Genomic DNA, 19,302 nt, shown 5'->3' on the forward strand with positions numbered 1-19,302 from the left:
ATTGCACAGAAAGTGAGAGGCTCTGCGGGAGCAGCAGCTGTGCATGCAAGTTGCTTCCGTGGCCTCTCTGTTCCTTGCCTGTTGTCTAATACCCAACGTTCTGCTTCCAGTTTGTATTGGTGTTCATCACCTTGGTGGGGACGGGGAATATGCGGCGGAACTTCTCGCCGGCACTCTGCGGGTTGTAGGAGCGCAGTCCCCAGAGCTCTTCAAACTTGCCAAAGCGAATCAGGTCGTTGCGGCGCCAACCCTCGCACACCAGCTCCCGGGCCCGCTCATCGAGCAAGTCGTCGAGCGTGGGGTCTGTATCCATGAGCTGAGCCTTGGCAGCCTGGCGCACTTGGTTGATGAGTGAACGCGGCGTATCGCCGTTAGTAGCCTTGGCGCCGCGCAGGATGGCTTCGGCTTTAAGCAGCAGGATGTCGGCAAAACGGAAGATGGGAACGTCGTTGCACTGGCTTCGGCCGTCGTCGCTGGTGGTGTTGGGGTCCATGTAGAACTTGATGTTGCGGTAACCCATGGAGCGGCCAATCTTGTCGTTGCCGGCGTTCATGGTCAGTTCAGGGTTGCCCAGCTCCGGTCGCAGGGTAACTCCGTTGGTCAGGTTCACCTGCCAGGTAACCTCTGCATCGCCGTCGACACCGCTGTAGAACTGGTCTACGCCCTTCTTGGTAGTTGATACCGTGAATGGTTTGTCGGTGCGTTGGTAGTTGCTCCAGTAGTATTGGGGCCCCTTGAGCCATAGGTCGTTGCGCACGTCTCCGGGCAGATTGAACTTGTTGCAGTACTCGGCGTTGCCGCGTAATACGCCCGCCACGGATGCTGCCATGTTGTGGTCAAACTGTGCGCGGCCGTCTCGGTGGGTCCACCAGCGGGCGTAGTGCATGCCGCGCTGTGTGATGCGGTCGTACGGCATGGCGTAGATGAAGTCCTTTATCTGCGGCCCGTTGGTGGGCAGAAACTTGCTCCAGTAGTCGCCCTCGAGGTTAAATTGGCCCGAGTTGATGATGTCGTCGCAGTATGCAACGGCCTCCTCCAGCTTCGGGTTGGGTGTATCGGGCGTATAGGAAGCCACGTTCTCGGCCGTGTACACATTCCAGTTGAGGTACAGTTTTACCAACAGCGCCTCTGCCATGTAGCGTGTTACCTTGCCGTAGGTCTTCTCGTTCACGTCGGTAGTGAGCTTGTCGAGGCATTCCTTGACCTCGCTCTCAATGAAACGAGTCACTTCGGCACGCGTTGCTCGGTCGGTTTCTTCCTGCCCCATGGCCCTGAGAATGGGCGCGCCGCCGAAGTTGTCCATGAGCAGAAAGTAGTAGAAAGCCCGCATCACGCGGATAGGAGCGGCGTAGGATTCATCCTTCAGCTGTGCCAACACGTTGTTGGCAGTGTTCACTCCGTTCATGGCACCGTTCCACATGGTCTCCAGATAGGGGTGATCGGCATTCCATGAGTGCAGGTCGAGGTCGCGGAAGCGGCCTCCGTCGTAATAATCAGAGCCCAAGGCTACGGCCAGGCACTCGTCTGACGAGATGGACTGCGCGAGCCAGTGGTTCTCGCCAAGGGCGTCGCGGTAGCTGTTGTAGACGCCTCCAGATATGGCATCGACGGCATCCTGCGTCTCGGGAAGCGTGGTGTACTGCGACTTGATGTCGACGTCCAGATTGGTGCAGCCCGCTGCCAGCATGGCAACAGCCGAAAGCAACAGTATGTTGGAATGTTTTTTTCTCATGTCTTTGGATTTAGAAGTTGATGTTTACGCCCAGCAGGAAGGTGCGGGTGCGCGGATAGGTCTGGCGGTTGTCGATGCCCGGCTCTATGCCTCCCAGACCTACCTCGGGGTCAAGGCCCTTGTAAGACGTGATGCAGAAGAGGTTGTTGCACGTTACCTGCAGGCGCAGATTGTTGATGGCGGTGCCGATGCGGCCGAAGTCGTAGGCCAGCGAAAGCGTGGACAGGCGCAGGTAGGAGCCGCTCTCCAGGTAACGGTCAGAGAGATAGTGGGAGTTGATGTCGGTGACTTTGTTCTCTGCCAGGGCCGACTTGAGGATGTTGCGCAGGCCGGCGTCGCCCATGTTTGATAAGCGGGCACGCGTTGCGTTCATGATTTTGTTGCCCAGCACGCCGTGCATGAAGGCCGTAAGTGTCCACCTTCCGTAGTTCAGGGTGTTGTTCCAGCCGTAGGTGAGCTTGGGCTGCGCGCAGCCTAACTTTACCAAGTCTTTGTACTGGGGCTTAGAGGTAGTGTTCCCGGTGGGGTTCCCCTCGTCGTCGTACTCATAGAATACGGACACGCCCTCGTCGTTGTAGCCGGCCCATTTCCATCCGTAGAAGGTGCCAATTGGTTCACCCTCGCTGATGCGTTGGCTCGGCATGCCAGTCTGTCCGTAGCCGCCGAGGTAGGCTTCGTCCATGAAGTTGACGGAGAACTCGGCGCTTGAAATCTTTTCCACCTTATTTTTATTATGCGAGATGTTGAGCGATGTGCTCCACGTAAAGTTGCCGGTACGCACCGGTATGGCGTTGACGGTAAGCTCAACGCCACGGTTACTGATGCGCCCTACGTTGGTTGTGAGCCAGTTGTAGAGGTATTTGGTGGTCGAAACCTGGTAGTCCGCTATCAGGTCATTGGTGGTTTTGTTGTAGAATTCGAGCGTTCCGTTGAGTCGGTTGGCCAGGAATCCGAAGTCAATACCTATGTTGAACATGCCCGTGCGCTCCCACTTCAGGTCGGGATTGGCGTTGCGCGTGGCCCCAATAGTCTGTATGGGCCTGTTGTCGAAGTTAGTAGTCCAGCCGCCGAGGGCGCCGTACACCTGTGTTGCCGTAAAGACATCGAAGCCCAGCGAGTTGCCGCTTACGCCGTAGCCGATGCGGAACTTGAGGTCATCGAACACGCCAAGGCGCTTGATAAAGGGTTCTTCAGAGAGCCGCCATGCCGCCGATACGGAGGGGAAGGTGGCCCACCGGTTGTTGCGGCCGAAAGCCGAAGAGCCGTCGCGGCGCACCGTTGCCTGCAGCAGATACCTGTCGGCATAGGCATAGTTCACGCGGCCGAAGAAGGAAATCATGCGGAGCGTGGAGAGGTAGTAGTTGCCGTAGTCGATGCGGTCCTGGCTGTTGGAGAGCCCGAGGTTATGGAACGTGAGCGTATCGTCAAAGAAGTGAGAGCCCGTAGCCTGAAAACCGTCGTTGTCGTTGCCCTCTTCCCACGAGTAGCCAAGCATGGCTCCCAGCTTGTGAACCTTGCCTATGGTCTTGTTGTAGTTAAAGAACAGCTCCACGGTCTTGTGGTCGTTCTCCACGCTTGCACGCCTTGCGTAGCCCTGGGCGCCTGCTTTGATGTAGGAACCGGAGCTGTAGTAGGTGTTGTAAGTGTAGTGTTGGTTCTGGTAGGAGAGGTTGAGGTTGAAGTTGAGTCCGTCGATGATGTCTACCGTTGCCTTGGCCACAGCCTGCATGCTCTTCACTTTGGTCTCGTTGATGCTCTCCCTGTACAGTCCCACCGGGTTGTAATACTGCGAGCGCGAGGGGCGTTCGAACCACTTGCCGGCAGCATCCTTCACGGGCGATATGGGCAGGAAGTAGGTCATGGCATCGTAAACGCTCATGGCATCGCCCAGATGCGGCACGTCGTTCTGCTTGGTGAGGCTGCCGTTGAGGTTAAAGGAGAGCGTGAGCCTGTTGGCCAGCGCCTTGGTCTCCACGAAGGCTCGGCCCAGGTACCGCTTGCTGTCGGTGCCGCGTATCACGCCATTGTTGCTGAATACATTGAAGCTGGCGCTGTACGAAGTGCGTGCCGAGCCGCCCGAGATGGCGAGGTTATGGTTCTGCGAGAGGCCCGTGCGCTGCACCTCCTCCTGCCAGTCGGTATCCACGTTGCCCTCGTCGTTGGGGTCAATGGCAAGTTTGTTTTCGTTCATGAAGTTGCGGTATTCGGTCCCGCTGAGCATCTCGTAGCGCTTGGCTACGTTGTCCACGGCCACGTAGGCGCTGTAGTTAACGGTGGCGTGGTCGCCCTTACGGCCTTTCTTCGTTGTCACTATGATGACGCCGTTGGCGGCCTTGGAGCCGTAGATGGCCGTGGCCGAGGCATCGCGCAGCACGTCTATGCTCTCTATGTCGTCAGGTGAAACAACCGAGAGCGGCACTCCCGGAATGCCGTCTACCACGTAGTACGGCTCCTGCGCCGCACCGGTACGGAAGGTGGAGGCGCCGCGCAGCGTTATCGACGGGGTGCCGTTGGGGTTGCTGCTCTGCGTGATGGTGAGGCCGGAGACCTTGCCCTCCAGCAGCTGGGCGGGCGAGGAGTAAACGCCCACGTTCATGTCCTTGGCCTTGACGGTGGTGATGGAGCTCGTAACATCCCTGCGTGACATGCTGCCGTAGCCCACAACCACGACCTCGTCGAGCGACTTGGCGTCTTCCTCGAGCATGATGCTGACCCTCGTCCGGCCGTCGGCGGTGAGCTTGCGGGTAACGAAGCCGAGCGACGAAACCTCTATCACCTGGCCCCGGGTTACGCGGAGGGTGAAGTTGCCCTCGGCATCGGTAATGGCTCCTGTCTTGTTGTCGGCCTTTACAACGGCGCCTGTTACGGGCTCGCCGTCGCGGGTCGTTACGTTGCCCTGCAGCTGGTACGCATCATCCTGCTGGGTTACAAGGCTGCCTCCGCCTGCACCGAGGGCGCTGAAGCTCAAGACCGGCGATAGAAAGAGACATGCGGCGAGCAAGAGAATGTAGCGCCTGCCGTCTGCACAGATGGTTGTGTCCTGTTTCATAAGTTTTTATTTGGTTATTTAAATTCCTGTCTTTACATTTAAGTTTCATGGCATCAGGGAGTTTGCGCACGTGCGGCCGCAAACTTGTGTAGACTCTTTGGCTGCAAAGATAAACATTTTTCTGGCACTTAATCATAAATTACAAGTTTTTTAATCTTTTTGTATTATTTTCTTAACACGTTGCCCCGACGTTCTCAAGAGGAACAGTCCGCAGGTTTGACCATGACTGCCCCGTTAGCCGAGAGAGCGAAACACCTGCCCGAGGCCATGCCTGCGTCAGGGGCCGAAACCTCTGCCTGGCACTGTTAAAACCTGCTGTTTATCCTTACAATACAGTAAGAAAAGGCGGCGCGGGTTTTCTCCGGAGCCGCCTGTGGGTCAAAATAAGGCAGAAATCAGATATGTTATAAATGGTTGATAATCAACATTTTGTGTTTTTATCCGTATTTTCGGGGTTCCTGAAGGTATGCTTCAAGAGGCTTGAAGGATGCGTTCAACAAAGCCGGAACATATCTTCAGGCAGGCAGAACGTACCGTCTGCCGCCGCCGGAGGTATGCTTCAAGGTTCATGAAGCATGTTTCAGGTGCTGCAAGTGGGTAAAAACGGGCGGCCGAAGAGCCGTTCTCGGTGCCGGAACTGTGCCGTTTTTACTTTTCCGGTTGGTATAAAATGTGTTAAAAATTGGCAAGTTTCCTGACAAAACCGACGGCCTGCCACAGCGCTGCCTGCCGCCGGTGAAGGCGCTGATGGGCAAACTTTCAGTCGGCTTCGCCGAGCTTTTCCCATATCTTAAGGAAGGTGGGGTGGTCTACCTTCTTGTCGTAATTCACCTTGATGCCGGCATCGCGCAGCACGTCGAAGGCCTGGTCGCTTATTACGTCGGCATAAACCTCGACCACGCCGCCGGCCGCCATGGCCTTTGCTGCTGTGCGGCCCACGGCCTTGTCGGCCAGTTTGGCGCCGAAGAGCAGCTCGGGTTCGTCGTTCAGAATGTTGTAGAGTGTCCTTACGCCACGTCCGTTGAAGGTGTTGATGTTTCCTTCGTGCAGCACTACAAGCGAGCATTGCTCGGTGTGCAGCGTGTCAATGAGTTCGTTCATCATGGTCTTGTCCTCCATGTGTTTGTTGTAAAGATAAGCGCAAACGTGCCCTGCGGCCGTCCGGCTGGTGTCATCTCGGCTTCCGACGCGTGTGTATGGGGTCGGTGGCTTGTGCAAATATAGGCATTAATTTTGAACCTTCATGTAAATAAATAAGTAAATTTTGCAAAAACAAACGGGAACCTTCCGATTCCCGTTTCTCGTTTGCAGTCAGCCGTTTTGGGCCAACAGGCGGCACAACTGGCGCATGCCGGCGCTGGCTCCCTGCTGTATGTGGGTTACGTTCCGGTAGCCGCCGGCCATCACGGGTTCGGGGTCTATGAGGTACACGGGGCACTGCGGCGGGGCGTACTGTATGAGCCCGGCTGCCGGATAAACGTTGAGCGAGGTGCCGATGATGACGAACACGTCGGCCTGCTGGGCCTCGCGGGCGGCCGGTTCAATCATGGGAACGCTCTCGCCGAAGAAGACGATGAAGGGCCTCAGCAGGCTCCCGTCGCCGGCTTTGGTTCCCGGGGCCACCTGACAGTTGTCTTCGGGCAGGCTGACGATGAACTCCGGGTTGTAAGGGTCGCGGCTGGAGCACACCTTGGCGAGCTCGCCGTGCAGGTGGATGACGTGCGACGAGCCGGCGCGTTCGTGCAGGTCGTCCACGTTCTGCGTAATAACAGTAACCTCATAGTCCTTCTCCAGGCTGCTGATGAGGCGGTGTCCCTCGTTGGGTTGGGCTCGGTAGAGCTTCTGCCGCAGCATGTTGTAGAAGTTGGTAACCAGCACCGGGTCGGCTTCCCACCCCTCGTGAGAGGCCACCTGCTGCACGGGATAGTTCTCCCAGAGGCCGTCGTTGCCGCGAAAAGTCTTGAATCCGCTCTCTACCGACATGCCTGCTCCGGTAAGAAATACGATTTTCTTCATAAGCACAGAATATTAACTAACTACAAATTTAGTATTTTTTTCGGAATAAATCGTATTCAGTCAGAATAAAATAGTACCTTTGCACATTATTTATATTAAGCAAGCAAACAGACAGACATGGACAAAGTAAGTTACGCTTTGGGACTTGGCATCGGCCGCCAGCTGGTTGACATGGGTGCCAGGCAACTGAACATCGACGATTTCGCGCAGGCTATCAAGGACGTGATCATGGGCTCCAAGCTGCAGCTCGATGAGCAGGAAGCGCAGACATTGGTACAGAATTTCTTCCAGGAGCAGGAACAGAAGCAGCGCGCTGCTGCTGCCGAGCGCTTCTCGGCCAATAAGGAAACGGGCGAAAACTACCTGGCCCGGAATGCCGGTAAGGACGGTATAGTGACCTTACCCAGCGGACTGCAGTACAAAGTGCTCAAGGAGGGCAACGGCAAAAAGCCCAAGGCAACCGACCAGGTGCGCTGTCACTACGAGGGAATGCTGGTAGACGGCACGCTCTTCGACAGCAGTATCCAGCGCGGCGAGCCTGCCGTGTTCGGCCTCAACCAGGTAATTGCCGGCTGGACCGAGGGCCTGCAGCTCATGCAGGAGGGCGCCAAGTACCGCTTCTTCATCCCCTACAGCCTCGGCTACGGCGAGCGCGGAGCCGGCCAGCAGATACCTCCGTTCTCGGCGCTCATCTTCGACGTCGAACTGCTGGAAGTGCTCTGAAACGCTGATTTAGAAATTTCAAAAAAGCAATTATACAACAATGAAAAAACTGACTTTCGTAGCCGCTCTGGCTATTGCAGCCGCCACCCTCACGGGTTGCGGACATTCAACCCCCAAGGCTAACCTCAAGAGCGATGTAGACTCTATGAGCTACGCCATGGGCATGTCCCAGTCGCAGGGACTCAAAGATTTCTTAGTGGGCCGCATGGGCATCGACACGACGTACATGGACCAGTTCCTCAAGGGCCTGAACGACGGTGCAAACGCCGGCGACGACAAGGGCAAGGCTGCCTACTACGCCGGTATCCAGATTGGACAGCAGATATCAAACCAGATGGTGAAGGGTATCAACCGCGAGGTTTTCGGCGATGACTCGACCAAAACCATCAGTCTGAAGAACTTCATGGCCGGCTTCGTGGCCGGTACTACCGGCAAGAAGGGCCTCTACAGCATGGAACAGGCACAGCAGGTGGCACAGGCCAAGATGACCGATATCCGCCAGAAGAACCTGCTCAAGCAGTATGGACCCAACAAGGAGGCCGGCGAGAAGTTCCTCGCTGCCAACAAGCAGAAGCCCGGAGTGGTAACACTGAAGTCGGGAGTGCAGTACAAGGTCATCAAGGAAGGTAACGGTCCTATCCCCAAGGACACCTCACTGGTGAAGGTACATTATGAGGGCCGCACCCTCGACGGCAAGGTAATAGACAGCAGCTACAAGCGTGGCGAGCCCGTGACCCTGCACGCCAACCAGGTTATCAAGGGCTGGACCGAGGCCCTGGTGCACATGCCCGTGGGCTCTGCCTGGGAGGTTTACATCCCGCAGGAGATGGCTTACGGCGAGCAGCTGCAGAACAACATCAAGCCTTACTCTGCCCTTATCTTCAAGATTGAGCTGCTTTCTATCGAGAAATAAGCATATGGCAAGATAAATAGTCAGGTCCCTTCCCATCTCCGGGGAGGGACTTTATAATCATAGCTTCTAACATGAAAAAGGTGATTTTGCTTGCACTCGTCATCTTGGCGAGTGCCTCTTTGAGCCCGGCTATGGCCGAGAAGAAAAACAAGAAGAAGAAAACGACGGCGCAGCCCGTTGAGGCCGTGGTGCTTGCCACGCCCTCCGATACTGTTAGCTACGCCGTGGGAAAGGCCTCTACACGCGGCCTGATGAACTACCTGAAGCAGGAGTACGGCGTCGATACGGCCTACATGGCCAACTTCGTGCAGGGCTACAACGAGGCGTTGCAGCGCATGAACGACCCCGAATACAAAGCTTACAACGCCGGGGTGCAGATAGCCCGCATGGCTGCCGAGCGCATTCTGCCCGGTGCCAAGGCCGACTTTGAGAACACCAAGGACTCCATCGCGGCCCGTCCTTTTCATCAGGGATTCCTCGCCGGGGTAACAGATGACAACACGTTCTTCGCCCAGTCGGAGGCCGAAAGTTTCTACGAAGCCCGTCGCACGGCCGACATTGAGGCCCGCAACGCCGCCTACAAGACCGAAAACGAGCGCTGGCTGGCCGACAACAAGACCAAGGAGGGCGTCAAGACCACTGCCAGCGGACTGCAGTACAAGGTCATCAGCGCCGGCAACGGTGCCATTCCGAAGGCTACCGACAAGGTAACGGTGAAGTACGAGGGCAAACTCATCGACGGCACCGTATTCGACAGCAGCTACAAACGCAACCCGCAGACCAGCTCGTTCCGCTGCGACCAGGTTATCAAAGGCTGGACCGAGGCCCTCACCATGATGCCCACGGGCAGCAAGTGGGAGCTCTACATCCCGCAGGAACTGGCCTACGGCAGCCGCCAGGCCGGCCAGATAAAGCCCTACTCGGCACTTGTGTTCACCGTAGAGCTGGTGAGCATTGAGCAGGAGAAGCCTGCCGAAGCTCCCGCCAAGGCCGACAAGAGCCAAGCGGAGGCCCCTGCCAAGAAGACTGCCTCACGTCGGCAACGCTAACCTGGCATAACGGCAGCAACCCCGCACGTAACAGGCAAAAAGCTGACAAAATGCACGGAAAACCGAAAATTCCGTGCATTTTGTTGTTTATATCACATTAATTGCCTATTTTTGTTGACACATTGTAAACTCCACTCATCATCAACAAAAAGCTTAGTAATGGACAGAATAGACAATTTAGACAAGAAGATACTCAGCATTCTCTCCCAGAATGCACGTATTCCTTTCAAGGACGTGGCAGCCGAATGCGGCGTTTCGCGTGCCGCCATCCACCAACGCGTGCAGCATCTGGTCGAAAACGGCGTCATCACAGGCAGCGGATTCGACATCAATCCCAAGAGTCTGGGCTACTCCACCTGCACCTACGTGGGGCTCAACCTGGAGCGCGGAAGCCTGTATAAGAACGTAGTGGAACGGCTGATGAGCATTCCCGAGATTGTGGAATGCCACTTCACGACCGGCCCCTACACCATGCTCATCAAGCTCTATGCCCACGACAACGAGCAGCTCATGGACCTGCTGAACGGTCAGCTGCAGTCCATTCCGGGCGTTGTGAGCACCGAGACGCTCATCTCTCTGGAGCAAAGCATCAAGCGGGAGATACCCGTCAAAACAGAGCAAAAGTAAAAGCATGAACGATTTTGACCTGCAGTCGCATCTCGACTCCGTCTATGCGACCTTCCCCGAAGCCAGTAACCGCCCGGTCATTGGCATTACTTCCAACTACACCAACGGCGATGCAGCCCTGCGCGACCGCTATTATACGCAGGTGGTAGCGGCCGGCGGCACGCCCGTTATCATCCCTCCGGTGGCCGACAAGGATGTTATCATCGGCACGCTCGACCGCATCGACGGCCTGCTCCTTACCGGCGGAGGCGATTATAACCCGCTCTGGGCGGGCGAGGAGCCGTTGCCACAGCTGCACGGCATCAACTCCGAGCGCGATTTACCCGAACTTTTACTCACCCGCCTGGCCTTTAACCGCCAGATACCCATGCTGGGCATCTGCCGCGGCATACAGACCCTGGCCCTTGCCCTGGGCGGTACGCTCATGCAGGACATAGCCCAAGGCATGCCCGCAGCAGCCCGCCTGCTCAAGCACAGCCAAGATGCCGACCGCCAGGAGCCTACCCATAGCGTGAGCATAGAGCCCGACTCCATCCTGCACGGGATATATGGAGCCGAGCGATTGTACGTGAATTCCTTCCACCATCAGGCCGTTCAAGACCCCGGCAAGCGCTTCCGCGTAACGGCGCAGGCCCCCGACGGCGTTACCGAAGCTATCGAGAGCACCGAGTTCAAGGCTGTTCTGGGCGTGCAGTGGCATCCGGAATGGCTGCAGCAGGAGGGCCTCAAGCTCTTTGAATGGCTCGTCGGCGAGGCCGGAAACTTCTCCGTAGCCAAGCGCCTGCACCATCGGGTGCTCACACTCGATACTCATTGCGACACGCCCATGTTCTTTCCGCAGGGCGTGAACTTCGCTCAGCGAGACCCCCGCATACTGGTTGACCTGCACAAGATGGCCGACGGCAGGCAGGATGCCGTAACCATGGTGGCCTATCTGCCGCAACCCAAGCCCGGGGAGCCGTTCGCAGAAAAGATTGACATCGCCGGACTGCAGAAGTACAACCCGCAGCAAGCGGAACTGCTCAGCCACATCACGCCCACGGCTTATGCCGACTTCATCTTCGACAAGATAGAGGCAACCGTGCACGAGCATGCCGCCAGCGTGGCCATAGCCCGCACTCCGGCCCAGCTATACGAGAACAAACGGCACGGACGCAAGTCTGTCATGCTCGGCATAGAGAACGGTCTGGCCCTTGGCAGCGACCTCTCAAACATCAGCCACTTTGCCCAAAGGGGCGTGGTGTACATCACCCTGTGCCACAACGGCGACAACCAGATCTGCGACTCCGCACGGGGCAGCGGCACGCATGGCGGAGTTTCCGCCTTCGGAGAGCAGGTTATCCGCGAGATGAACGCCCAAGGCATCATGGTGGACCTGTCTCACGGAGCCGAACGCAGCTTCTACGATGCCCTCGACATCAGCCAGTTGCCCATCGTGTGCAGCCACTCCAACTGCCGCGCACTGTGCAACGTGCCCCGCAACCTTACCGACCAGCAGCTCCGGGCCTTGGCCCTTAAGGGCGGCGTGGCCCACACCACGCTCTACGCCGGATTCCTGCGGCAGGCCGGAGAGGCCGACATACGCGACGCGGTGGCCCACCTGGAGCACGCCATCAGCGTGATGGGAATAGAACATGTGGGGCTGGGAACCGACTTCGACGGCGACGGCGGCATCCGCGGACTTGCCGACTCGTCGGAACTCATCAACTTTACCATCTGCCTGCTGCGCCGCAAGTACAGCGAGCAAGACATCGCCCGCATCTGGGGAGGCAACTGGCTCAGGGTGATGACACAAGTCCAAAACGCAAGAAAATGAAGAAACGTACCATCCTAATCATCGCTATCATGGCTGCTGTTGCCCTCATCCTGTTCATCGTCTTCAAGGGAGTGCTGTTCCCGCAGATGGCTTCGCCCGACGCCGACGAGGTCGACGCCGAGGAGAAAGTGGAACCCGCAGGCCCCGCCTTCAATGCCGACAGCGCCTACGCCTTTACCCAGGCACAGTGCAACTTCGGCTACCGCGACATGAATTCGGCCGCACACGACCGCTGTGCCGACTGGATTGAAGCCCGGTTCCGCCAGTATGGATGCCAAGTGAAGACCCAGCGCGCCGACCTCAAAGGCTACGACGGCACCATCCTGCACAGCCGTAACATCATCGCGTCCTTCAACCCCGGCGCCACCACCCGCATCCTCCTCTGCGCCCACTGGGACTCACGGCCGTGGGCCGACAACGACCCCGACTCGCTCAACTGGCGCAAACCCGTCCTTGCGGCCAACGATGGAGCCAGCGGCGTGGCCGTGATGCTGGAGATAGCCCGTCTGCTCTCGGCCAGCCGCAGCGCCGTACCTGCCCACTCCGCGCAGGGAAGTGCCGCCTCCGCAGCCGCCCCGCAGGCCACCCCGGAGGCAGGGAAGTGGGGCGAGGAGCTCTCGTTCGGCGTCGATTTCGTGTGCTTTGATGCCGAAGACTGGGGAACTCCGCAGTGGGCCGGCGTGGCAGACGATGCCAGCTCATGGGCCCTGGGCGCCCAGTACTGGGCACAGAACGCCGCCGGCTACGAGGCCCGTTACGGCATTCTGCTCGACATGGTAGGCGGCCAGGGAGCCAAGTTCTACCAGGAAGGAATGTCGAAACGCTACGCCCCCGAAATCGTGAAGAAGGTTTGGCGGGCCGCCCGAAAGGCCGGATACGGCAGCTATTTCCCCCGCTCTGAGGGCGGTTACATCACCGACGACCATGTTCCGGTGAACGAGATAGCCCGCATTCCCACCATCGACATCATCCCCTATTACCCCAACTGCCCGCAAAGCAGCTTCGGGCCCACGTGGCACACGCTGGCCGACGACATGGAGCACATTGACAAGAACACCCTCAAGGCCGTTGGCCAGACCGTTATCCAGGTGCTCTTCACCGAGGAGTAGCGCTGCCCCTGACGACTGTCCCCGTTGCTTTAGGGCCGCTTGTTCTGTTTGATAGCCCCTTTATTCCAACCCCGCGTATTTGCAATCAGCCGCCCCAAAGGCTGCAAATACGCGGGTGTTTTTATGCTTTTCAGATGCCGATGGCCGGCAGTCTGCGCTTTGCAGTTCTGCAGTTTGAGATTTGTAGTTCATCAGTTTGCTTTTTGCAGTTCATCAGTTTGCTTTTTGCAGTTCTGCAGTTTGAGATTTGCAGTTCATCAGTCTGCGCCCCCATTGTTTGCTCGCGTTTCGCTGGAGCTGTCCTTCAAGCTCCTTGAACGATAGCTTCAAGCCTCTTGAAGATGCCGTTCAAGAGGCTTGAAAGCCACCTCCTGCTCTTCTGCTCATAACTTGTTGATTTTTAACAGCTTATGAGCAGAGTCGCAAAAGGACTTTTCCTGCCGCAATCATCCCCTCCTAACCTCCCCTTTCTAAAGGGAGGAAAGGCTGCTGATAGTTTTTAAAGACAGCGTAACAGCGTAATTTTTCTGCTGTAGTTGCGGTGTAAAGACAGAGTAACAAAGTATTATTTCTGCTGTAGTTGCGGTGTAAAGACAGAGTAACAAAGTATTGTTTTACTGCTGCGGGGGTGTTTATACGTTAGGAAAGAATAAGCAACAATGTGCAGAAAAGCTAACTGGTATCCTCCCCTTGGAAAGGGGAGGCGGAGGAGGGGATGACCACTTGGCAGGCAGTTGGCAATCTTCAGGCAGGCAGTTGGTAATTTCCTGGTGCAATCATCCCCTCCTAACCTCCCCTTTCTAAGGGGAGGAAAGGCTGCTGACAGTTTTTAAAGACAGCGTAACAGCGTAATTTTTCTGCTGTAGTTGCGGTGTAGAGACAGAGTAACAAAGTATTTTTTCTGCTGTTGTTGCGGTGTAAAGACAGAGTAACAAAGTATTTTTTCTGCTGTTGTTGCGGTGTAAAGACAGAGTAACAAAGTATTGTTTTACTGCTGCGTGGGTGTTTATACGTTAGGAAAGAATGAGCAACAATGTGCTGCAAGGCTAACTGGTATCCTCCCCTTGGAAAGGGGAGGCGGAGGAGGGGATGACCACTTGGCAGGCAGTTGGCAATCTGCCGGCAGGCTGTTGGTAATTTCCTGGTGCAATCATCCCCTCCTAACCTCCCCTTTCTAAGGGGAGGATACAGGTTTGCCTTGTGGGTATTCATTGCTGTTTTTCCATCTATCACTTTCCCGTTTTATAAATCGAACAACAGAAAAATTACTCTGTTACTCTGTCTTTAAAAAGGAGTTACTCTGTCTTTCACCCGCATCAGCAAGCCAGCAGGAAACTGCATGCAGCAAAAAAATTACTCTGTTACTCTGTCTTTAAAAAGGAGTTACTCTGTCTTTACACCGCATCAGCAAGCCAGCAGGAAACTGCAAGCAGCGAAAAAATTACTTTGTTACTCTGTCTTTAAAAAGGAGCTACTCTGTCTTTAAAAAGCATCTGCTCCGCCCCTCGCCCGCAGCAGCAAACATGCTGCTTGCCGGCGGGCCAAGCAAAGGAGCGGATAAAGTTTCCTGTTTTGAGCCTTTATCTCATTTATTTTTCGTAATTTTGCCACATCTATCTCTGCGCACGCGCGGAGAACACATACCGACAAGCGCTTATAAATAAAATTCAAGAGACATAAATGGAATACAATTTCAGGGAAATTGAAAAGAAATGGCAGCGCCGGTGGGTGGAGAACAACACCTACCGGGTGACCGAAGACAAGGAGAAAAAGAAGTTCTACGTGCTCAACATGTTCCCTTATCCCTCGGGAGCAGGGCTGCATGTGGGCCATCCGCTGGGCTACATAGCCTCCGATATCTATGCCCGCTACAAGCGGCTGCAGGGCTTCAACGTGCTCAACCCCATGGGCTACGACGCCTACGGGCTGCCGGCAGAGCAGTATGCCATACAGACCGGGCAGCATCCGGCTGTCACTACGGAGCAGAACATCAACCACTACAGGGAGCAGCTGGACAAAATCGGCTTCTCGTTCGACTGGGATCGGGAGGTGCGCACCTGCGACCCAGGCTACTATCACTGGACGCAGTGGGCGTTTGAAAAGATGTTCAACTCCTACTACGACAACCGACTGCAGAAGGCGGAGCCCATCGAGAAGCTGGTCCGCCACTTCGATGATGAGGGTACACTGGACCTGGACGTGGCGCAGAGTGAGGAACTCCAGTTCTCTGCACGCGACTGGCACAGCATGAACGAGCATGAACAGCAGAAGGCGCTCATGAACTACCGCATTGCCTACCTGGGCGAAACGATGGTTAACTGGTGCGCCGGGCTGGGCACGGTGCTGGCCAACGACGAGGTGGTTGACGGCGTGAGCGTGCGCGGGGGCTATCCGGTGGTGCAGAAGAAGATGCGCCAGTGGTGCCTCAGAGTGAGTGCTTACGCACAGCGACTGCTCGACGGGCTGGACACGATAGACTGGACCGACTCGCTGAAAGAGACCCAGCGCAACTGGATAGGGCGGTCGGAAGGGGCCGAGATAGAGTTCAAGGTAGCCCCTCATCGCCCCTCATCCAACACCCAACATCCATCATCCGCCACCCAGAACTCCTTCACCATCTTCACCACAAGGGCCGATACCATGTTCGGAGTCACGTTTATGGTGCTGGCGCCCGAGAGCGAGCTGGTGGCCAGACTTACCACCGCGGAGCAGCAACAGGCCGTTGACGAGTACCTGGCCTACGTGAAGAAGCGCACCGAACGCGAGCGCATAGCCGACCGCAAGGTAACGGGCGTGTTCTCGGGTTCGTACGCCATCAATCCGTTTACGGGCGAGGAGATTCCTGTGTGGATATCGGAGTACGTACTGGCAGGCTATGGCACGGGCGCCATCATGGCCGTTCCGGCTCACGACAGCCGCGACTATGCCTTCGCGCGGCACTTCAACCTGCCCATCGTTCCGCTCGTCGAGGGCGCCGATGTGTCGGAAGCAAGCTACGACGCCAAGGAAGGCATCGTTTGCAACAGCCCCCAGGAGGGCAAGCAGTCGGCCTTCTCGCTCAACGGCCTTACCGTAAAGGAGGCCATCGAGGCCACCAAGCGCTACGTGAGCGAGCACCATCTGGGCCGCGTGAAGGTGAACTACCGCCTGCGCGACGCCATCTTCTCGCGCCAGCGCTACTGGGGAGAGCCGTTCCCGGTTTACTATAAGGACGACATGCCTTATATGATACCGGAGCAGTATCTGCCCCTGGAACTGCCCGAGATTGACAAGTACGAGCCCACCGAAACGGGCGAACCGCCGCTGGGTCATGCCAAACGGTGGGCCTGGGACACGCAGCAGAACAAGGTGGTTGACAAGAGCCTGGTCGATAACCGCACCGTGTTCCCCATCGAGCTGTACACCATGCCGGGCTTCGCAGGCTCCAGCGCCTACTATCTGCGCTACATGGACCCGCACAACAACGAGGCTCTGGTGAGCCGTGAGGCCGACGAATACTGGCAGAACGTGGACCTGTACGTGGGCGGAACGGAGCATGCAACGGGCCACCTCATCTACAGCAGGTTCTGGAACAAGTTCCTTCACGACTACGGTTACAGCTGCCGCGAGGAGCCGTTCCAGAAGCTCGTGAACCAGGGAATGATACAGGGACGCTCCAACTTCGTGTATCGCGTGAACGAAAACGGCGATGCAGCGGCCTCGAAGGAGAGCCCGCTCTTCGTAAGTTTCGGCCTCAAGGACCGGTACGACACCACTCCCATACACGTGGATGTGAACATCGTGCATGCCGACGTGCTGGATATAGACGCCTTTCGCGCCTGGCGGCCGGAGTACCGGCAGGCCCGCTTCATCTTTGAGGACGGCAGCCAGTCGTCTCCCTCATCGTCACCGGACCCCTCATCACCCAACACCCATCACCCAACACCCATCACCCAACACCCATCACCCCTCCCAGTCTACAAGTGCGGATGGGCCATCGAGAAGATGAGCAAGTCGATGTTCAACGTCGTGAACCCTGATATGATAGTGGAAAACTACGGTGCCGACACGCTCCGGTTGTACGAGATGTTCCTCGGTCCGGTAGAACAGAGCAAGCCGTGGGATACCAACGGCATTGACGGTTGCCACCGTTTCCTCCGCAAACTGTGGAACCTGTTCTACGACAACCATAGCGACAAGCTCATCGTAAACGACGAGGAGCCGGCCCGGGAGTCGCTCAAGAGCGTGCACAAGCTCATCAAGAAGGTTACCGGAGATATCGAGCAGTTCTCCTACAACACCAGCATCTCGGCCTTCATGATAGCCGTCAACGAGCTTGGTCAGCAGCAGTGCCACAACCGCAGGCTGCTGCAAGACCTCGTGGTGCTGCTTGCACCCTTCGCGCCTCACATATCCGAGGAGCTTTGGGAGGCTCTGGGACAGGCCGGAAACGTCTGCGATGCCGCCTGGCCCACATGGAATGAAGCCTTGCTCGTGGAGAACGAGATGCAACTCACGGTGAGTTTCAACGGCAAGGCACGCTATCAGAAAACCTTCTCGGCCGATGCTGCCAACGAGGAGATACAGCAGGCCGTTCTCGAAGACGAGAAGAGCCGCAAGTATCTCGAAGGAAAAAGCGTCGTGAAAGTTATCGTTGTACCTAAGCGAATTGTAAATGTAGTCGTCAAATGACCATCAACCACCGCATCATCTGGAACGAGACAAAGGATTATATATTCATAACCCTCGGCTTGCTCCTGTACACTTTCGGCTGGACAGTGTTCCTTCTGCCCTATGAAATCGTAACAGGCGGCGTTACGGGCATGTCGGCAATCATCTACTATGCCACCGGCTTCAAGATTGAGAACACCTACCTCATCATCAATGTGTCGTTACTTGTGGTGGCGCTCAGGATACTTGGCTTCAAATTCATGGTCAAGACAATCTATGCCATCACAGCTCTGTACTTCATGCTCAAGTTCGCACAGATGCTTATGCCTCTCGATGAACACGGCAACTTCGTGCAGATACTGGGCCACAACCAGGACTTCATGTCGCTGCTCATTGGCTGTTGCATTACCGGAACGTCGCTGGCCATCGTGTTCCTGAACAACGGCAGCACCGGCGGTACCGACATCATAGCCGCTTGTGTGAACAAGTACAGGAACATGTCGCTGGGCCAGGTGCTCATGACTGTTGACTTCATCATCATCGGGTCGTGCTTTCTCTTCCCGCAGTTCGGCGACTTCCTCGGCCGTGCTCACAAGGTGGTGTTCGGTTTCTGCACGATGGTAATCGAGAACTTCATGCTCGATTACGTGATGAACCGCCGCCGGGAGTCGGTTCAGTTCATGATTTTCTCCGACAAATACCAAGAGATTGCCAACGCCATCGGCACGCAGATGGAGCACGGAGTGACCATTCTCGATGGCCACGGATGGTACACCGGGCGCGAGATGAAGGTGCTCTGTATCCTTGCCAAGAAGAATGAAAGCGTCAACATCTTCCGACTCATCAAGATGATAGACCCCAACGCATTCGTCAGTCAGTCGAGTGTAATCGGCGTGTACGGCGAAGGCTTCGACCCAATCAAGGTGAGCGTGCCCAAGAAGAAGCAGCTTTCCAACCCCCAGCAGCCATCACCCAACACCCAACCCCCATCACCCAACCCCCCGAAATGAAGATAGTTTTTGCCACAAACAATGCCCACAAGCTCGATGAAATCAGGGAGATACTGGGCCCGGAGTTTGAGATAGCGTCGCTGAACGACATCGGCTGCCACGAGGATATTCCCGAAACGGGCGACACACTCGAAGCAAACGCCATGCAGAAAGCCCGCTACGTGGCCCGTAAATACCGCCTCTCGTGCTTTGCCGATGACACCGGACTGGAGGTGGAGGCCTTAGGAGGCGAGCCGGGCGTACACTCCGCCCGCTATGCCGAGGGCACCGACCACGACAGCGAGGCCAACATGCAGAAGCTGCTGCGCCGATTGGGCGATGCCGACAACCGCCGGGCGCGCTTCCGCACCGTAATAGCATACCTCCCGCTCACGGCCTCCGGCACTGCCGAAGGCGAGCCCCTGCTCTTCGAGGGCACCGTAAACGGCCGCATAGACCGCGCTAAACACGGCACCGGCGGCTTCGGTTACGACCCGCTCTTCATACCCGACGGCTACGAACACAGCTTCGCCGAGCTCGGCATGGAGGTGAAGAACCGCATCTCGCACCGTGCCCGGGCCGTGCAGAAACTGGTCGATTACCTGAAAACCCGTCAATAACCGCAAACT

At 56.6% G+C, this 19,302-nt stretch carries 14 protein-coding genes; 9 read left to right on the forward strand and 5 right to left on the reverse strand.

Features of this window, described 5'->3' with window-relative positions:
- Positions 1–85: 85 nt before the first annotated feature.
- The 4 genes from BMW31_RS02415 to BMW31_RS02430 form a co-directional block, all read right to left on the reverse strand.
- A complete protein-coding gene (locus BMW31_RS02415) occupies positions 86–1,732 on the reverse strand; it encodes a RagB/SusD family nutrient uptake outer membrane protein (RefSeq protein WP_091820627.1) in 1,647 nt (548 codons plus the stop codon).
- Between the two features lie 10 nt (positions 1,733–1,742).
- Positions 1,743–4,781: a SusC/RagA family TonB-linked outer membrane protein gene (locus tag BMW31_RS02420; protein ID WP_091820629.1), complete on the reverse strand. Its 3,039-nt coding sequence runs from the start codon at positions 4,779–4,781 to the stop codon at positions 1,743–1,745.
- Between the two features lie 759 nt (positions 4,782–5,540).
- A complete protein-coding gene (locus tag BMW31_RS02425) occupies positions 5,541–5,885 on the reverse strand; it encodes a DUF1893 domain-containing protein (protein ID WP_091820738.1) in 345 nt (114 codons plus the stop codon).
- Positions 5,886–6,092: 207 nt separating this feature from the next.
- Positions 6,093–6,797 carry an SIR2 family NAD-dependent protein deacylase gene (locus tag BMW31_RS02430; protein ID WP_091820634.1) on the reverse strand — a complete coding sequence of 235 codons (705 nt, stop codon included), beginning with the start codon at positions 6,795–6,797 and terminating at the stop codon, positions 6,093–6,095.
- Positions 6,798–6,914: 117 nt separating this feature from the next.
- Here BMW31_RS02430 and BMW31_RS02435 point away from each other — a divergent pair, with 117 nt between their 5' ends.
- The 6 genes from BMW31_RS02435 to BMW31_RS02460 all read left to right on the forward strand — a co-directional run bounded on the left by BMW31_RS02435 (position 6,915) and on the right by BMW31_RS02460 (position 13,034).
- The gene (locus BMW31_RS02435) at positions 6,915–7,520 is read left to right on the forward strand and encodes an FKBP-type peptidyl-prolyl cis-trans isomerase (protein ID WP_091820638.1); all 606 of its coding nucleotides are present in this window, start codon (positions 6,915–6,917) and stop codon (positions 7,518–7,520) included.
- Positions 7,521–7,560: 40 nt separating this feature from the next.
- Positions 7,561–8,433, forward strand: coding sequence for an FKBP-type peptidyl-prolyl cis-trans isomerase (locus BMW31_RS02440; protein ID WP_091820641.1), 873 nt, complete (start codon positions 7,561–7,563; stop codon positions 8,431–8,433).
- 71 nt (positions 8,434–8,504) lie between these two features.
- Positions 8,505–9,482 (forward strand): FKBP-type peptidyl-prolyl cis-trans isomerase, encoded by a 978-nt coding sequence (locus tag BMW31_RS02445; protein WP_091820644.1) that lies wholly within the window; start codon positions 8,505–8,507, stop codon positions 9,480–9,482.
- 159 nt (positions 9,483–9,641) lie between these two features.
- Positions 9,642–10,109: an Lrp/AsnC family transcriptional regulator gene (locus BMW31_RS02450; RefSeq protein ID WP_091820647.1), complete on the forward strand. Its 468-nt coding sequence runs from the start codon at positions 9,642–9,644 to the stop codon at positions 10,107–10,109.
- A 4-nt stretch (positions 10,110–10,113) separates the two neighbouring features.
- Positions 10,114–11,925 (forward strand): membrane dipeptidase, encoded by a 1,812-nt coding sequence (locus BMW31_RS02455; protein WP_091820650.1) that lies wholly within the window; start codon positions 10,114–10,116, stop codon positions 11,923–11,925.
- A complete protein-coding gene (locus BMW31_RS02460; RefSeq protein WP_091820653.1) occupies positions 11,922–13,034 on the forward strand; it encodes a M28 family peptidase in 1,113 nt (370 codons plus the stop codon). Before BMW31_RS02455 ends, BMW31_RS02460 begins: the two co-directional genes overlap by 4 nt.
- A gap of 60 nt (positions 13,035–13,094) precedes the next feature.
- Here BMW31_RS02460 and BMW31_RS13565 read toward each other — a convergent pair whose 3' ends face one another.
- Positions 13,095–13,226, reverse strand: a complete 132-nt coding sequence (locus tag BMW31_RS13565) for a hypothetical protein (RefSeq protein WP_255404790.1) — start codon at positions 13,224–13,226, stop codon at positions 13,095–13,097.
- Between the two features lie 1,488 nt (positions 13,227–14,714).
- Here BMW31_RS13565 and BMW31_RS02465 point away from each other — a divergent pair.
- From BMW31_RS02465 to BMW31_RS02475, 3 genes are read left to right on the forward strand one after another with little or no spacing between them, the layout of a single operon-like run.
- On the forward strand, positions 14,715–17,705 hold the full coding sequence (locus BMW31_RS02465; RefSeq protein ID WP_091820657.1) for a leucine--tRNA ligase: 2,991 nt from the start codon (positions 14,715–14,717) through the stop codon (positions 17,703–17,705).
- Complete coding sequence (locus BMW31_RS02470; protein ID WP_091820661.1) at positions 17,702–18,694, forward strand: YitT family protein; 993 nt, start codon at positions 17,702–17,704, stop codon at positions 18,692–18,694. The genes BMW31_RS02465 and BMW31_RS02470 overlap by 4 nt, the downstream gene beginning before the upstream one ends.
- Positions 18,691–19,293: a non-canonical purine NTP diphosphatase gene (locus BMW31_RS02475; RefSeq protein WP_091820664.1), complete on the forward strand. Its 603-nt coding sequence runs from the start codon at positions 18,691–18,693 to the stop codon at positions 19,291–19,293. Before BMW31_RS02470 ends, BMW31_RS02475 begins: the two co-directional genes overlap by 4 nt.
- Positions 19,294–19,302: the final 9 nt, after the last annotated feature.

It is taken from the genome of Prevotella sp. kh1p2 (genome assembly GCF_900111525.1).
Lineage (GTDB): Bacteria > Bacteroidota > Bacteroidia > Bacteroidales > Bacteroidaceae > Prevotella.

Excerpts from the sequence above, each read along its gene's own strand:
- BMW31_RS02415 (WP_091820627.1), bottom strand. The coding sequence starts at position 1,732 with ATGAGAAAAAAACATTCCAACATACTGTTGCTTTCGGCTGTTGCCATG.
- BMW31_RS02420 (WP_091820629.1), bottom strand. The coding sequence starts at position 4,781 with ATGAAACAGGACACAACCATCTGTGCAGACGGCAGGCGCTACATTCTC.
- BMW31_RS02425 (WP_091820738.1), bottom strand. The coding sequence starts at position 5,885 with ATGATGAACGAACTCATTGACACGCTGCACACCGAGCAATGCTCGCTT.
- BMW31_RS02430 (WP_091820634.1), bottom strand. The coding sequence starts at position 6,797 with ATGAAGAAAATCGTATTTCTTACCGGAGCAGGCATGTCGGTAGAGAGC.
- BMW31_RS02435 (WP_091820638.1), top strand. The coding sequence starts at position 6,915 with ATGGACAAAGTAAGTTACGCTTTGGGACTTGGCATCGGCCGCCAGCTG.
- BMW31_RS02440 (WP_091820641.1), top strand. The coding sequence starts at position 7,561 with ATGAAAAAACTGACTTTCGTAGCCGCTCTGGCTATTGCAGCCGCCACC.
- BMW31_RS02445 (WP_091820644.1), top strand. The coding sequence starts at position 8,505 with ATGAAAAAGGTGATTTTGCTTGCACTCGTCATCTTGGCGAGTGCCTCT.
- BMW31_RS02450 (WP_091820647.1), top strand. The coding sequence starts at position 9,642 with ATGGACAGAATAGACAATTTAGACAAGAAGATACTCAGCATTCTCTCC.
- BMW31_RS02455 (WP_091820650.1), top strand. The coding sequence starts at position 10,114 with ATGAACGATTTTGACCTGCAGTCGCATCTCGACTCCGTCTATGCGACC.
- BMW31_RS02460 (WP_091820653.1), top strand. The coding sequence starts at position 11,922 with ATGAAGAAACGTACCATCCTAATCATCGCTATCATGGCTGCTGTTGCC.
- BMW31_RS13565 (WP_255404790.1), bottom strand. The coding sequence starts at position 13,226 with ATGAACTACAAATCTCAAACTGCAGAACTGCAAAGCGCAGACTGCCGG.
- BMW31_RS02465 (WP_091820657.1), top strand. The coding sequence starts at position 14,715 with ATGGAATACAATTTCAGGGAAATTGAAAAGAAATGGCAGCGCCGGTGG.
- BMW31_RS02470 (WP_091820661.1), top strand. The coding sequence starts at position 17,702 with ATGACCATCAACCACCGCATCATCTGGAACGAGACAAAGGATTATATA.
- BMW31_RS02475 (WP_091820664.1), top strand. The coding sequence starts at position 18,691 with ATGAAGATAGTTTTTGCCACAAACAATGCCCACAAGCTCGATGAAATC.